This is a genomic window from Mesorhizobium sp. L103C105A0 (assembly GCF_000502215.1).
In the GTDB taxonomy this organism is placed as follows: Bacteria; Pseudomonadota; Alphaproteobacteria; order Rhizobiales; family Rhizobiaceae; genus Mesorhizobium.
Genome location: NZ_AYXF01000002.1, coordinates 1,132,968 through 1,147,798, shown reverse-complemented (window position 1 = coordinate 1,147,798; position 14,831 = coordinate 1,132,968). Strand labels below are relative to the sequence as shown.

Here is a 14,831-nt window from a genome sequence, read left to right as displayed (position 1 = left end):
TCCTCGTCCCCTGAGGATCAGATTCGCTCAAGCCCCCGTTGTGACAGCAAATCCCATTTAAGGCGTCCTGTTGGACGCCTTTTCTTTGTCCGGGATTCTCGCCCGGGAATGGCCGGCTCTATTCGGCCAGCACCCGCGTCGACGGGAAGGCGACCTCGACCAGCGTCCCTTCGCCCGGCGTCGAGGTGATGGTGAAGCGGGCGCGGTTGGCTTCCACCATCGCCTTGGTCAGCGGCAGGCCGAGACCGGTGCCGTCGCCACGCCCGCGCTTCAGCGCATTGATCTGCTTGAATGGCTTCAGCGCCTGCTCGATCTCGGCATGGCTCATGCCAATGCCGGTATCGCGCACCCGCATGACAACGTCGCCGGAGGTTTCATAGGCGGTCGACACGATCACCTGTCCGCCGGCTTGCGTATAGCGAATGGCGTTGGACAGGATGTTGAGCGCGATCTGGCGCACGCTTCTGAGGTCGGCGACGACTTCCGGCAGTCGCGAGGCGAAGCTGGAGCGAATGATGACACGCTCGCGGTTGGCCTGCGGCTGCATCATCGCCACCGTCTCGGCCAGCGTATCGTTGAGCGACACCGCCTCGTAGTCCATTTCCTGCTGGCCGGCCTCGATCTTCGAAATGTCGAGGAGGTCATTGACGAGATCGAGCACATGGTTGCCCGAGCGGTTGATGTCTCTGAGATAGTCGCGGTAGCGGTCATTGGCTACCGGGCCGAACTTCTCGTCCACCATCAGCTCGGAAAAGCCGATAATGGCGTTGAGCGGCGTGCGGATCTCGTGGCTGATGCGGGCGAGGAAATCGGTCTTCTGCGAGGAGGCGCGCTCGGCCACCGCGCGCGCCTGGGTCAGATCCTCTTCGGCCCGCTTCCACTGCGTGATGTCGCGCACCACGGCGCAGAAGCCGCTGTCATTGGGCAGCCTGCCGATGGTCATGAACAGCGGGATGAAGCGCCCTTGCGCCTCGCGCCCGATCACCTCGCGGCCATCGTTCATCACACTCGCCACGCCGGGCTCGGACAGGCCGTTCAGATAGTCGCGCGCCGCGCGCTGGCTTTCGATGGCAAACAGGGAGGCGAACGGTTTACCGGTGACGTCGTCGCTGTCGAAGCCGAACAGCGCCTCGGCCGGCCGGCTGATCGAGCGGATGTCGCCGTCGCGGCCGATCAACACCACACCATCGGTCGCGGTGTCGATGATGGTGCGCATCTCGGCAATGCGCGCTTTGAGTTCGGAGACATCGGGCTGCGTCTGCTCGTCGGCTGCGAGATGCGCAACCATCGGCGGCTCGTTGTCGCCGGTACGTCGCACCACCAGCATCAGCGCCTTGCCGGCGCGCCACGGCACCGAACGCAAAATGGCTTCGATCGGAAATTCCTGGCCCTCGCGCGTCTTCAGTTTGAGTGTGTGGTCGCTTTCGCCGGCCATTTCTGAATAGGGATCGGCAAACAGCGCGTCGAGCCCGCCGGCGTCGCTCAGGTCCTCAAGCGTGTCATAGCCGGTCAGGCCGAGGAATTCCTCATTGGCGTAATGAAGCTCGTCGCCCGAATGGATGAGCAGCGGCACCGGCAGCTTGCCGAGGATCGACGTGTCAGGGGCCTTGTGTTCATCTCCGGCCGAGAATGCCGAAGGCATGAACCCCTCAAGCTTGAGCGGCGGCACTTTCAGGCGCTGTGGTTCTGCCGGCACTGTGTCCGCATCGCCGGCCTTGTCCCCGTCTTCCACGGCGGAATCGGTCGCCTCGTCGGACGGCGCCCAATCCTCATTGTCCTCGGCATCGCGGAAGTCGGCCGACGTCATGCTGTCGTCTTCACCGGCATTGGCCGGCGTCTCGGCAACAACCGGCTGTGGCTCTGCGGCCTCGACGATCTCTTGGGCTTGCGTATCATCCGGTTCGGAAGCCGGCGCAAGTTCGTCGTTGGACGACGTTGCTTCCGTACTGTCTTCGGTGACGGAGCCTGGTTCGGGATCGGCATAGTCGAGCAGGGAGCGCGACACTGTCGGCGCCTTCGCCTCGCCTGCTTCGCTGTCCGCAAGGCCGTCGTCCGGCTGCTCGCCGTCAAGCCGCGTCAGGTCCTTTTCGTCCTCGGCATCGCTTTCCGGCGGTTCGGCCACAGCCGTTTCGCTTTCGGGTGCGGCTGCCGATGGTTCAGCCACGGCAGCCGGACCGGCTTCGTCCGGACTCGAGACCTCGGCGGGTTGTCGGGCTGGCGCGGCTGTTTCAGGCTGGTCCGCCTCGACATGATCCGGCTTGGGCTCATCTGCCTTGGCCTGGTCTGGCGTTACCTGATCCGGATTGGCCGGTTCGGCCTGCTTGGCAGTCTCCGGCTGCTCCGGCGGGGGATTGTCCTTCTTCAGCCGCTCGCCGATTTCGCGGAAAGCGCTGCGCTCCAGCGTCGACAGGCCCCTCTCGCTTGTCGGCTGCTTGTCGTTGGCGGGCTGCCGATGCTCGGCCAGCCGGATGACCTTGTCGGCAAAACGACGTTCCTGCTTCGGCACGATGGTCAGTGCCGGCACTTCGCCCTCGAACGGATCGGCCGCCTTGGGAGCTTCCGCCACGGGCTGTTCCGGGGCCGGCTCGGCTGCTGCCGGTGGCGCGCCATTGGGGACCAGCGCCATGCCGATTGCTTCCGGATCGACCACCGCATCGCCGGCGCGGGCGACGCCGAAACCACGAAAACCTTCGAAGGCGCGGCTGCGGCCATAGACAGGCAGTGCTGCCAGATCGACCGGTATCTTCAGGTCGGAGCCGGCAACCGGCCACAGTACCGAGCGGCCCGACCAGGTGTCGCGCCGTTCAAGCAGGCCCGCGATCTCGCCCGAGGCGTCGAGGCCGAAAGTTGTCGCGACGTCCTTGAAGCGGCGCCCGATCACGTCGGCGGCGGCTTTGCCGACAATGTCGCCGAATTCCGGCGACAGCGCGCTGAACTTGCCGTCGGCGTCGGTGCGCCAGACGAAGCGCAGCGGCGGCGCCGAGCGGTCGACCTCACGTTTGGCGGGAGGCGTAGCCGGTGGGGCTGCGTCAGACGGCAGGGCGGGCGCAGCGGCACTGCTGTCCAACTGCGCACTCTCGGCCGGGGAAACAGAGTCCGGCTCGGCCTGCGCCGGGCTGTCCGGCTCGCCCGCCTGCGGCTCTTCACCGGCATGGAAGTACCAATGATCATGTTGCGCCGGCGCGCTGTCATTCGCCGCCTGCTCGCGGCCGGTCGTCTGCTCGCGATGGTCCGCCTTTGTATCGGTTGACGCCGAAGCATCATGCTCGGTGGCAGCCGGACCTGTCTCCCCGACATCAGGCGCGGCCGCGAGTGGGGCGCCCTGATTCCCGCTTGCGGTGGGGTGGTCAGCCACCGCATCCACCGTTACCGCGTTCTCCGCGGCGGCTTGCGCCGGGCCATCGTCGACCTGCGCTGCAGCAGGTTCGGCATCCAGCTCGCCGACAGGATTTTCCTCGCCGAGCTGATCCTCGTCGATGACCACCAGCAGATGCCTGGACTCGGTCAGGCGCGCGAAGCCGGCCGGATAGGACGTGGCGCCGCCGGGGACCAGCCGCTTGACGATGCGGTCGTCCTGGCTCGCCACGTCGGCGACAAGCGCGGCCAGCGTCTCAGGCCGGATGGCGAGCGCGCCAAAGCCATCCGAAGCCGCCTCGACAGTGCCGGCGGCGTCGACAAAGGCGATGAAATGGCCGTCTTCGGTAAAGCCGCTGATGGCGCGGGCCGCAATGTCGGCAGCACTGCGCGAGCCGGCCTGCGCTGCCGGCACCACCAGCATAATGGCGCTTTCGCCGTCCGGCATAGTCACCGCACTGGCCAGGAAGCCGACGGCGCGGCTGGTGATGCCGGTCGCCAGCCGTACCGTAATGGCGCGGTCGCTGCCGATCTGCGGGAAGCCCGCGGTCGCCATGATCTGGCGCCTGGCGATCAGCGGCAGCTGAGCCGAGGCGCCGATGATGGCCTCGATATCGGGATAGCCGAACACCGCAGCGCCCGGGCCGTTGGCCCAGATCACCTGTTCGAGGTCGGCCGACAGAATCGCGATCGCGTCGCCGGCGGCGAAGCGCTGGCGAACCGCATCAAGCACGGTGACATCGAGGAAAGAGTAGTTCTCGGAAGGCATGCGCTTGGCGGACCCTTTCGGTGAAACCTCTTGGCGAACCCCTCTTGGCGAACCTACAAGGCGGGCAATTTGCAGTTAACGCTTTGTTAATAAAAGCCCGCGCGGCGAAGGTCCACAAGCCATGGCGGGAAGCAGGTGGAATCTCTGGCCACTTGGTTAACAGCCTCTCGGAATGTCCTTGGATAACCTCTTGGGTGACGCATGGGAAGAAATTTATGGTGCACTGCAACAAACATATTGCATCGCACAAAAAAACCGCTATATTGCCATCATACATGAACGAGACGGCTTTTTGTCAAAGCCGCTACCCCGAAAGGATGGAAAATGACCAAGGCCAAGACCGCTGAGACCATCGAAAGCGTCGAATTCCCGAGCTTCGACGCTTCCAAGGCAACCGACCAGATCCGCGCTTTCGCCGAAAAGGGCGTCGAGCAGTCGAAGGAAGCCTACTCCAAGCTGAAGACCGGCGCCGAAGAGACCCAGAAAGTCCTGGAATCGACCTTCGAGACTGCCAAGACCGTTTCCAGCGACCTGTCGCTCAAGACCATCGCCGCTCTGCGCGCCAATGCCGAAGCCGGCTTCTCGCATCTCGAGGCCCTCATCGGCGCCAAGTCGCTGTCGGAAGTGGTCGAACTGCAGACCGCCTTCCTGCGCAAGCGCGTCGAGACCACGGTCGAGCAGGCCAAGGACTTCCAGGCTGTTGCTTCGAAGGCTGCCGAAGACGTCTCCAAGCCGGTCAAGACCGCTTTCGAGAAGGCCCTGAAGGACATCAAGGCCGCCTAATAATTGCGCACAACTCTGCGATGCATCAAAACGTCGCATTTCGTCAGACAAATAGGTGTGCGATAGAGTTGTCCAAAGGAATACCCGGCGAGTGGAACCTCCTCCCTCTGCTCTCCGGGGTGACCAGCCAGCACCTCCTCCCGCTGGCTCGTAACAGGAAAAGGCCGGCACCTCCTCCCGCCGGCCTTTTTCTTTTGCCGAAGAAACCGGCGCCTGTTGGCGGAACCGGCTTTGCCTTATCAAAGGCCTTGAATTAGTCTCTGATAGACCGTATTGGACGCATCGCCGAACGACAGAGCGGATCTCGGAGAATGAATTTTCACCACGATCTGGCTCAGGCGAACGTGCCGTTGTAGCTCAGATGGTTAGAGCGCCGGATTGTGGATCCGGAGGTCGCTGGTTCGATCCCAGCCAACGGTACCACCGACCTTCCCGATTGTTTGAATCACTGGAAAACTTTGGCGAACGCTTCGTCCTGGTTGCGCTTTGATGCTGGGCGAAAATCCACACGGGGCGCGCGCCCGATACCGCCAAGCGATCAAGCGCGCCGAATCGCTGGGGTTCGTTTATCGGCCGCTTGCCGAGATTCCGGTCGCCGAGCCGCTCGACACGATCCTGCAGAGGGTCGAGCGCACGATCGGAGCACCCGCCACGTCACCATCGGTAAGTCAGCGATCTGCGCCTGGGCGGCGGAAACGCCAAACGCTTGCAGTAGCTTAAGGCACAGATACTCGTTCTCGACGCTGTTGGAGAGATCGATGCCGTTCGGCAGCCGGCCGATCTGCGGCTTCAGGAGATGGGTGGTCGCCGCCGTCCCGATGGGTTGAACCAGCCTCCGTCCTTGCTCACGCTCAGCTAAAGCGTGTCACGATTAATTAGCCTCGTATCCGGCAACCTTGAAGAAGTTTCTGCATTCAGCTGGCTCGAACAGGTGGCAGATATCGCCGAGTGCTTGGCAGAGTGCGTCTTGTTCACAAGCGAGGCGAAACGCGGAAATGGCGCGCTGCCTCGCGGTGACCATGCCCCTCATCGACATACGCACAACGCGCTGACGCAACTCAAGCGGTAGCGGCTTGCCCATCGCGGTCTCCTTTCAACCGCAATGAATCACGAAGGCGTCGTAGCGTTTGGTCGGGGATGATGGTTTTGAAAAGCCCAGCCGAGTCGATTGGATGCATCGTCCGTTTTTCACAGGATGGACAACGCCTGGGATCAGTTTTACGAGTCAGCCCAACCAGCGGAGATGTTCGCGTCCCCAAATGAACAAGATGGACACCCAAAACAGCAAGGGCGGCGACGAGCGCTCGACCGCCACCAGCCTTCTGCGGCTCGGCATACGGTTGAAACTCTCCCGGCAGACGCGTGGGCTGACCTTGAAGGCGCTAGCTGCCGCCGCGAACTGCTCTGAAAGCCTGCTTTCCAAGGTCGAGAACGGCAAGGTCTCGCCCTCGCTTCCCATGCTGCACCGGCTTGTCGAGGTGCTTGGCACCAACATTGGCTGGATGTTCGAGGAATCCGATGGTGAGGAAGGCATCGTCTTTCGGGCTGGATCGCGGCCGTTGATCGCGCTCGATCCGCTTCGGCGCGGCGAAGGCATTTCGCTCGAGCGCGTCATTCCGTATTCGCCCGGCCATCTCCTGCAGTGCAACATCCATCACATCGAGGCGGGAGGTGAGAGCGCCGGCCCGATCCAGCACGCTGGCGAGGAAGTCGGCTACCTCCTGGAAGGTGCGATCGAATTGATGGTCGGCGAAAAGACGTTTCGCCTGTCGGCCGGCGATTCCTTCGTCTTCAATTCCGAACTGCCGCACTGGTACCGCAATGTCGGCGACGAACGCGCCAGCATTTTCTGGGTGAACACGCCGGCAACATTCTGATCGGGCGAGTCCCTCATTTGTCTTCGTTGATGCCAATTCAAGTCACTTGACAAGAAATCAAGCATCTTGAAATATGCTCTGCGCTCAGGCGCCAGGTGAGCCCGATCAAGGGCCTTTTCGAGAAAACCAAGGGGAACCGGAATGCGTCTTACCAAGATCCTTTCAGGCTGCGCCGCAGCCATCGCCATGACCCTCGCCCTCGGCTCTGCTTCCGCCATGGCCGAGACCTATGCGCTGGTGACCATCAACCAGCAGGCCCTGTTCTTCAACCAGATCAATGACGGCGCAACGGCTGCCGCAAAGGCTGCCGGCGTGGACCTCGTCATCTTCAACGCCAACAATGTACCAAGCGCGCAGAACGACGCCATCGAGAACTACATCACCCAGAAGGTCGACGGCATCATTCTCGTCGCCATCGATGTCAACGGTGTGAAGCCGGCCATCACCGCGGCCAAAGCCGCCGGCATTCCGGTCATCGCCATTGACGCGCAGATCCCAAATGGCGACAACGTCGCCTTCGTCGGCGTTGACAACACCAAGGCAGGCGAGGATATCGGCAAGTCCTACGCCGAATACGTGAAGACTAAGCTGAGCGGCACCGCCGAGATCGGCGTCGTTGGCGCGCTCAATTCGTTTATCCAGAACCAGCGCCTCGACGGCTTCAAGAAGGCTGTCACCGACAGCGGCCAGAAGGTCACCTTCCTCGACACGGTCGACGGCCAGAACGTCCAGGACGTCGCCCTGTCCGCCTCCGAAAACCTGATGACCGCCAATCCTGACATGACGACGCTTTACGCGACCGGCGAGCCGGCTCTGCTCGGCGCGGTTTCCGCCGTCTCCAGCCAGGCCCGTACGGGCGACGTCAAGGTGTTCGGCTGGGACCTGACCAAGTCGGCGGTGCAGGGTCTCGAAGAGGGCTGGGTGGTCGCTGTCGTCCAGCAGGATCCGGCCGGTGAAGGCAAGGCTGCCATCGAAGCTTTCGTCAAGCTCAAGAAGGGCGAGAAGATCGACCCGATCATCAACGTTCCGATCACCATCGTGACCAAGGAAAATGTCGGCCAGTTCAAGGACATGTTCAAGTAGTATCCTCCCCGGACCGCTGGGCTGCGCATTGACCCGAGGGTTGCCTGCGCAGCCCGGCGACCGATTGAACATGTCGCGCCCAGAGAATTGGACCATGATGAGCGATGGCGAGACCTACCGCGTCAGGATGACCGGTATTTCCAAACGGTACGGCCCTATCCAGACGCTGGACGATGTCTCGCTGAACCTGAAGCCTGGCGAAGTGCTCGGCCTGGTCGGCGACAATGGCGCCGGCAAATCCACCTTGAGCAAGGTCCTGTCCGGTGCGGTAATTCCTGATGCCGGCACCATCGAGATCGATGGCAAGGCGGTGTCTTTCTCGTCGCCGGCCGATGCCCGCGCCGCACGGGTGGAGATGGTCTACCAGGACCTTTCGCTCTGCGACACGGTGGATGTGGCGGGCAATCTCTTCCTCGGCCGCGAACCGCGTCGCCGCGTTCTCGGCGTCCCCTTTCTCGACAACAAGCGCATGCATGGCGAGACGCGCCAGATGCTCGACCGGCTCGGCATCGTCATTGCCGATACCAAGCTCAAGGTCGAAAACCTCTCCGGCGGCCAGCGCCAGTCGATCGCCATCGGCCGCGCCGCTTCTTTCGACCCCTCGGTGCTGATCATGGACGAGCCGACGGCCGCCCTTGCGGTGGCGGAAGTCGAGGCGGTTCTGGAACTCATCCGCGCCGTCAGCGCCCGTGGTGTCAGCGTCATCCTCATCACCCATCGCCTGCAGGACCTGTTCCTGGTCTGCGATCGTATCCAGGTCATGTACGAAGGCCGCAATGTCGCCGAGCGCAAGATCGGCGAGACCAGCATCGAGGAGGTCGTCAACCTGATCGTCGGCCGCAAATTCACCGCGCGCTCGGCCCGCGCAAGCCGCGATGAGGGGGTCCAACCATGAACGTTACCTCCGCCGGTGTTGGCGCCTCGCCCAAACGCGCTCACAACAGCACGTGGAAGGATGTGGCGTTAGCCAATGGCAGCGTCGTCTCGATTGCGCTGTTCTTCATCGTCGTCTGCGTGGTCTTCTCGCTGATCACCGGTTCCTTCCTGACGACGCCCAATCTGCTCAACATCGCGCGCCAGTCGGCGCCGCTGCTGATCGTTGCGGCCGCGATGACCTTCGTCATCACCACCGGCGGCATCGACCTCTCGGTCGGCTCCGTGCTGGCGCTGACGGCAACGCTGTCGGCGGTTTTCCTGCAGGCCGACCTGCCATGGCCGCTGGTCGTCATCGCCATGCTGGCGCTTGGTGCTGCGATCGGCGCCTTGCACGGCTTCTTCATCGCCTACGAGCGGATACCGCCCTTCATCGTCACCCTTGCCGGGCTCTCCGTCATCCGCGGCGTGGCGTTGCTGATCACCGGCGGCTATTCGATCCCGGTCGAACCGACCAGCTTCTTCGTCAACATCGGCAGGGCCTGGTTTCTCGGCGTGCCGGTACCGGCGCTGCTCGCCCTTGTCGTGCTGATCATTGCCTATCTCGCCTTCAACCAGACGCCGTTCGGCCGCTATGTCACCGGCATCGGCGCCAATACAGAGGCCGTGCGCCGAGCCGGTGTCGATACGCGCTTCATGACGCTCTTCGTCTACATCCTGTCGGGCATGGCGGCGGCGGTGGCCGGCATCATCCTCGCCGCCCGGCTCGGTTCCGGCTCGTCGAATGCCGGCCAGGGTTTCGAGCTCGATGTCATCGCCGCCGTGGTGCTTGGCGGCACCAGTCTGTTCGGCGGGCGCGGTACGATCATCGGCACTGTGCTCGGCGCGTTGACCGTCGCGGTCATCGGCAACGGCTTGATCCTTGCGCATATGTCGCCCTTCCTGACGCCGATCGTTACCGGCACGATCATCCTCGTTGCCATCTGGCTGAATTTCCGGCTGTTCAAGGGCGCAACGCGGAGCCGCTGACATGGATCATCTGTTCGACGACAAGCCAAGGGAACGGCCACCGATCGGTGTTCGCTCCGGCACGGTGATGACCGTTACCGGCCCGGTTGCGATTGCCGATATGGGCGTGACGCTGATGCATGAACACATACTGCTCGATGGCGCGACGTCGTGGAAATGCCCTTGCCATCCCGACGAGAAGAAGATCGGCGAGCAGCCGGTCAGCATGGAGATCATCGGCGAGTTGCGGATGAACCCCTACATGAACCGCGACAACGTCTCGCTCGACGACAGCGACCTAGCCCTTTCGGAGTTGGCGAAATACCGGGCGCTCGGCGGCCATACCGTGGTGGATGCGACCAACATTGGCATTGGCCGCGATCCGGTGAAGCTGGCGCGCATCGCCCGCGCCTCTGGATTGCGGATCGTCATGGGGACGGGCTTCTACCTGCAGCACACCCATCCCGTCTGGCTGAAAGCGATGGACGTTGACGACGTCACCGAATTCCTCGTCAATGATGTCGGCGGCGGGTCGGCGCAGCCCGAAATCATTGCCGGCATTATCGGTGAGGTTGGCGTCAGCAAGGATTTTACCGACGAGGAGCGCAAGTCGCTGCGGGCCTCCGCCCGTGCGGCCAAGATGACCGGCGTGCCGCTGACGATTCATCTGCCCGGCTGGGAGCGGCTGGCGCATGATGTGCTTGACGTGGTCGAGGCAGAAGGCGCCGATCTCCGGCATACGGTGCTTTGCCACATGAACCCCAGCCACAACGATCTTGCCTACCAGCAAAGCCTCGCCGCGCGTGGCGCCTTCCTGGAATACGACATGATCGGCATGGATTTCTATTATGCCGACCAGGATGCGCAGTCGCCGTCCGACGAGCAGAATGCGCGGGCGATCCGCTCGCTGATCGATATGGGACTGCTCGACAGGATTCTGCTGTCGCAGGACGTCTTTCTCAAGATCATGCTGACCCGCTTCGGCGGTTTCGGCTACGGCTTCATCCTCAAGCATTTCGTGCCGAGACTGAAACGCCATGGTGTCGAGCAGTCGGCAATCGACACGATGCTCATCGACAATCCAAAGACTGTGTTCGCCGAGGGCCTCTGAGCCGCTCCAAAACAAGATAGGGAGACTACATGTCCAGGAAGAAGGTTCTTCTCGCAGGCGAGTCCTGGGTCTCGACCGCGACCCACATCAAAGGCTTCGATCAGTTTCCCACCGTGACCTATCACACCGGTGCCGATGAGTTGCTGGCCGCGATGAAGGACAGCCTGTTCGACGTCACCTTCATGCCAGCGCATGAGGCACAGCGGAATTTCCCGCAGACCATGGAAGCGCTTTCGGCCTATGACGCGGTCGTGCTCTCCGATCTGGGGGCCAACACGCTGCTGCTTCACCCCGATACCTGGATCCACTCCAAACCGACGCCGAACCGGCTGCGCCTGTTGCGCGACTATGTCGGCAATGGCGGCGGTCTGTTGATGTTCGGCGGCTATTACAGCTTCCAGGGCATCAATGGCGGCGCGCGCTATCACAAGACGCCGGTTGAGGACGTTCTGCCGGTCATCTGCCTGCCGGTGGACGACCGTGTCGAGGTTCCAGAGGGCTATGCGCCGGTTGTCGTCGGACCGCAGACCCATCCGATCCTCAAGGGCCTCGGCAAGGACTGGCCAATCCTGCTTGGCTTCAACGAGGTCACGGTCAAGGATGGTTCGGAAGTTCTCGCCACCGTGTCCTCCGACTACCGTTCGCTGCCACTGCTGGTGACCGGCAAATATGGCCGGGGCCGCACTGTCGCCTGGACCTCGGATGTAGGGCCGCATTGGCTGCCGCCGGGCTTCATCGCCTGGAATGGCTACAAGACATTGTTCGAACAGATGCTGGGCTGGGCTACGGCCAAGGACTAGCAAGCCATGAGCGTCCATGTCGTCGGCAATGTCTGTGTCGATACAACGTTTCGGCTAGAGCGGTTTCCCCAGCCGGGCGAAACGCTGAACGCATCGGAACATGCTGACGGACTTGGCGGCAAGGGTGCGAACCAGGCGGTGGCCGCGGCGCGCACCGGAGCCGATGTTCGCTTCCGTGCCGCGATCGGCAACGATCCCGCCGGAGCCTGGATCGCAGAGCAGTTGAGCCGCGATCTCGATGCCAGCCATCTGGCGGTGCTGCCACTGCCCAGCGATCGGTCAACGATCATGGTCGATGCGCGGGGCGAGAACCTGATCGTCACCGGAGCCAGTTGCGCCGCCGCGTACAATCCTATGGCCGACAGCGGTTTTACCCGAGCGATCGAACGCGGCGATATCGTGGTATTTCAGGGCAATCTGGCTCCGGATATGACGGCCACTTGCCTGAAGGTGGCGCGGGGCGCGGGAGCGATGACGATCTTCAATCCGAGCCCGCTTGCGGCCGACCACACACCGGGCTTGAGCGACGTCAGCGTCGTCATCGCCAATGCGGGCGAAGCGGCGCAACTGACCGGGGCTGGCGACCCTGCCATGGCGGCCCGCGACTTGATCCGTCAGGGCGCCGGCGCTGCCATCGTGACGCTTGGCGCACTCGGCTGCCTTGTCGCCGATGGCGAAGGACGGATCGACCGGATCGCGGCGCCCAGGGTGGCCGTGCTAGACACCAGCGGCGCGGGCGACGTCTTTTGCGGTTGCCTCGCTGGTTGCCTTGCGGCCGGCATGGAGCTCCCCGCGGCAGCGCGGATTGCGGTCCGCGCCGCAGCCATCTCGGTCGGGCGCGCCGGCACGCTCGGTTCCTGCCCCGACAGACGGGAAATGAAAGTGCTTATGGAAACGACGGAAGCGAAAACCGCATGACAAATTCCCCTAACTCCAAACCCATTGGCCAGGTCGCGGATGATGTGCTGCAGTCGATCTTCGGCAGGAGCAAGGTGGTGATCGGCGTGGTTCATCTCGCCCCCCTGCCGGGGGCGCCGCGCTACCATGGCGAGGCGATCGAGGCCATCTATCAACGCGGCCTCGACGACGCCAAAGCCTATTTGCAGGGAGGGTGTGACGGCGTGATCGCCGAAAACCATGGTGACGTGCCGTTTTCCAAGCCGGATGATATCGGGCCGGAAACCTCCGCCTACATGTCTGTCGTCTCAGACCGGATCCGCAGAGAACTCGGCCGGCCGATCGGCATCAATGTGCTTGCCAATGCCTCCATTCCCGCGCTTTCGATCGCCAGTGCCTCCGGTGCTTCCTTCGTGCGCGTCAATCAATGGGCCAACGCCTATGTCGCCAACGAGGGCTTTATCGAAGGCGAAGCGGCGCGCGCCATGCGTTTCCGCGCTAGGCTTCGGGCCAACGGTATCCGCATCTTCGCCGACGCGCATGTCAAGCATGGCGCCCACGCGATCGTCGGCGACCGGCCGATCGAGGAGCAGGTCAAGGACCTCGTGTTCTTCGATGCCGACGCGGTGATCGCCACCGGCCAGCGCACTGGCCACGCCGCCGACCTCAGCTACATCAGGATGATCAAGGACGCCGCGGGACTGCCGACGCTTGTCGGCAGCGGGGTGACACCCGACAACGCCAATGATATCTTGGACATCGTCGACGGCGTCATTGTCGCCAGCTCGCTGAAACATGATGGAGTGTGGTGGAATCAGGTCGATCCGCAACGGGTGAAGGCCTTCATCCGCAGCCTCAAGCGGTGACTTTAGTGCCGGAGATCGACGGCGAGCGGCTGCTGGGCCGGCTCGATGCCTTCGCCCGGATCGGCGCGACGCCAGCCGGTGGCGTAAACCGACAGGCGTTCAGCATCGAGGATCGCGGCGCCCGGCGCCTGTTGGCGGAATTGGCGCTCGCGCGCGGCTTCGCGGTTTTCCAGGACGCCATGGCAAACCTTTTCATCCGCCGCGAGGGCACGGATGCCACCCTGCCGCCGCTGCTTATCGGCAGCCACCTCGACAGCCAGCCGACCGGCGGGCGCTTCGATGGAGCGCTCGGCACGCTTTCCGCCTTCGAGGCGCTCGAAGCGCTGGAGGACGCGAGGGCCGAGACTCGGATGCCGATGGAGGTCGTCGCCTGGGCCAATGAAGAGGGCAGCCGGTTTACGCCGGGTGTCATGGGCTCCATGGCCTTCACCGGAGCCGACATTTGCGCATGGCAGTCCATAGTCGGTAGCGACGGTGCGTCCCTCGCAGAGGAGCTCGGGGCAACGATCTCCGCCTTGCCAGAGGCAACCCTTCGCCCCCTCGGCATGCCGATATCCGGCTACATCGAGCTGCATATCGAACAGGGACCATCGCTGGAAAAGGAGCGGTTGCCGATCGGTATCGTCACAGCCGTGCAAGGTACGCGCTGGCTGGAGGTCTGCATTGAGGGCGCCGCCGGTCACGCCGGTACAACCGGCCTCGCCTACCGTAGGGATCCGATGGTCGCGGCCGTTGCCGCGATTCACAAGCTCCAGACGACGATCATGCCGTTCGACAGCAGGGCAAGGCTGACGGTGGGCCGGGTGACCGCCCAGCCGGGATCGATCAACGCCATACCGCAGTCTGTGGTCTTCGCCGTCGATATCAGGCATCCGCGGGTAGAGCGGCTCGATGCCATCGAAGCAGAACTGCGCCAGGTGTGCGCGGCGGAGGCAGAAGCTCAGCATTGCACGGTAACGATCAGTCGGTCGTTCGACATGCCGGGGGCGGCATTCTCTCCCGATATGGTCAAAACCGTCGAGGAGGCCGCCAATACCCTAAAGCTGCCGCACAAACAGATGATCTCGGGTGCATTCCATGACGCGCTGTTCCTCGCCCGGGTGGCGCCTGCCGTGATGATCTTTGTGCCGTGCCGTGACGGGCTGAGCCACAACGAGGCGGAATATGTGGAGCCTGCCCACGCGGTTACCGGCGCGCGGGTTCTGCTTCAAGCGGCCACCGTCGCCGCCTCTTAGGCAGCGACGGTGGCACAGGCGTGCTGGCGTGAAGAGGCAACCCGTGGGACTTCCTGGTGCCCGTCCGTCATTTCGTGACGTCGGCGGGCTGCAACGGGTGGTCAAGGCCGCCGAGCTGCGGCGGATTGATCGCGGACGTACGATCGGCCCACATTCAACACCTGACCCAGCAGAA

The 14,831-nt window shown here is 63.2% G+C and carries 12 protein-coding genes and 1 tRNA gene; 11 read left to right on the top strand and 2 right to left on the bottom strand.

The window, feature by feature from the left end; genetic code table 11:
* Positions 1-118 precede the first annotated feature (118 nt).
* Positions 119-4,123 (bottom strand): PAS domain S-box protein, encoded by a 4,005-nt coding sequence (locus tag X727_RS154520; RefSeq protein ID WP_023834052.1) that lies wholly within the window; start codon positions 4,121-4,123, stop codon positions 119-121.
* Positions 4,124-4,447: 324 nt separating this feature from the next.
* Between X727_RS154520 and X727_RS154525 the strand changes: the two genes are divergently transcribed.
* Both X727_RS154525 and X727_RS154530 read left to right on the top strand, forming a co-directional pair.
* A complete protein-coding gene (locus X727_RS154525) occupies positions 4,448-4,906 on the top strand; it encodes a phasin (protein WP_023834051.1) in 459 nt (152 codons plus the stop codon).
* Between the two features lie 346 nt (positions 4,907-5,252).
* Positions 5,253-5,329, top strand: a tRNA-His gene (locus tag X727_RS154530).
* A gap of 448 nt (positions 5,330-5,777) precedes the next feature.
* Here X727_RS154530 and X727_RS154540 read toward each other — a convergent pair.
* A complete protein-coding gene (locus X727_RS154540) occupies positions 5,778-5,987 on the bottom strand; it encodes a hypothetical protein (protein WP_023701801.1) in 210 nt (69 codons plus the stop codon).
* A gap of 178 nt (positions 5,988-6,165) precedes the next feature.
* Between X727_RS154540 and X727_RS154545 the strand changes: the two genes are divergently transcribed.
* The 9 genes from X727_RS154545 to X727_RS154585 all read left to right on the top strand — a co-directional run bounded on the left by X727_RS154545 (position 6,166) and on the right by X727_RS154585 (position 14,656).
* On the top strand, positions 6,166-6,783 hold the full coding sequence (locus tag X727_RS154545; RefSeq protein ID WP_023672469.1) for a cupin domain-containing protein: 618 nt from the start codon (positions 6,166-6,168) through the stop codon (positions 6,781-6,783).
* Between the two features lie 141 nt (positions 6,784-6,924).
* The gene (locus X727_RS154550) at positions 6,925-7,866 is read left to right on the top strand and encodes a substrate-binding domain-containing protein (protein WP_023834050.1); all 942 of its coding nucleotides are present in this window, start codon (positions 6,925-6,927) and stop codon (positions 7,864-7,866) included.
* 97 nt (positions 7,867-7,963) lie between these two features.
* On the top strand, positions 7,964-8,761 hold the full coding sequence (locus tag X727_RS154555; protein ID WP_023686756.1) for an ATP-binding cassette domain-containing protein: 798 nt from the start codon (positions 7,964-7,966) through the stop codon (positions 8,759-8,761).
* Positions 8,758-9,768: an ABC transporter permease gene (locus tag X727_RS154560; protein ID WP_023746257.1), complete on the top strand. Its 1,011-nt coding sequence runs from the start codon at positions 8,758-8,760 to the stop codon at positions 9,766-9,768. Before X727_RS154555 ends, X727_RS154560 begins: the two co-directional genes overlap by 4 nt.
* A 1-nt stretch (position 9,769) precedes the next feature.
* Complete coding sequence (locus X727_RS154565; RefSeq protein ID WP_023746258.1) at positions 9,770-10,858, top strand: phosphotriesterase; 1,089 nt, start codon at positions 9,770-9,772, stop codon at positions 10,856-10,858.
* A 29-nt stretch (positions 10,859-10,887) separates the two neighbouring features.
* Positions 10,888-11,658, top strand: coding sequence for a glutamine amidotransferase (locus tag X727_RS154570; RefSeq protein ID WP_023672474.1), 771 nt, complete (start codon positions 10,888-10,890; stop codon positions 11,656-11,658).
* Positions 11,659-11,664: 6 nt separating this feature from the next.
* A complete protein-coding gene (locus X727_RS154575) occupies positions 11,665-12,576 on the top strand; it encodes a ribokinase (RefSeq protein WP_023746259.1) in 912 nt (303 codons plus the stop codon).
* Complete coding sequence (locus X727_RS154580) at positions 12,573-13,421, top strand: BtpA/SgcQ family protein (protein WP_023746260.1); 849 nt, start codon at positions 12,573-12,575, stop codon at positions 13,419-13,421. Before X727_RS154575 ends, X727_RS154580 begins: the two co-directional genes overlap by 4 nt.
* Entirely contained in the window at positions 13,418-14,656 is a 1,239-nt protein-coding gene (locus tag X727_RS154585) for a Zn-dependent hydrolase (RefSeq protein WP_023834049.1), read from the top strand. Before X727_RS154580 ends, X727_RS154585 begins: the two co-directional genes overlap by 4 nt.
* Positions 14,657-14,831: the final 175 nt, after the last annotated feature.

Bases quoted from the DNA above. Each gene is read 5' to 3' on its own strand.
- X727_RS154550 (WP_023834050.1), top strand. From the start codon at position 6,925: ATGCGTCTTACCAAGATCCTTTCAGGCTGCGCCGCAGCCATCGCCATG.
- X727_RS154580 (WP_023746260.1), top strand. From the start codon at position 12,573: ATGACAAATTCCCCTAACTCCAAACCCATTGGCCAGGTCGCGGATGAT.
- X727_RS154570 (WP_023672474.1), top strand. From the start codon at position 10,888: ATGTCCAGGAAGAAGGTTCTTCTCGCAGGCGAGTCCTGGGTCTCGACC.
- X727_RS154555 (WP_023686756.1), top strand. From the start codon at position 7,964: ATGAGCGATGGCGAGACCTACCGCGTCAGGATGACCGGTATTTCCAAA.
- X727_RS154540 (WP_023701801.1), bottom strand. From the start codon at position 5,987: ATGGGCAAGCCGCTACCGCTTGAGTTGCGTCAGCGCGTTGTGCGTATG.
- X727_RS154525 (WP_023834051.1), top strand. From the start codon at position 4,448: ATGACCAAGGCCAAGACCGCTGAGACCATCGAAAGCGTCGAATTCCCG.
- X727_RS154545 (WP_023672469.1), top strand. From the start codon at position 6,166: ATGAACAAGATGGACACCCAAAACAGCAAGGGCGGCGACGAGCGCTCG.
- X727_RS154560 (WP_023746257.1), top strand. From the start codon at position 8,758: ATGAACGTTACCTCCGCCGGTGTTGGCGCCTCGCCCAAACGCGCTCAC.
- X727_RS154565 (WP_023746258.1), top strand. From the start codon at position 9,770: ATGGATCATCTGTTCGACGACAAGCCAAGGGAACGGCCACCGATCGGT.
- X727_RS154520 (WP_023834052.1), bottom strand. From the start codon at position 4,123: ATGCCTTCCGAGAACTACTCTTTCCTCGATGTCACCGTGCTTGATGCG.
- X727_RS154575 (WP_023746259.1), top strand. From the start codon at position 11,665: ATGAGCGTCCATGTCGTCGGCAATGTCTGTGTCGATACAACGTTTCGG.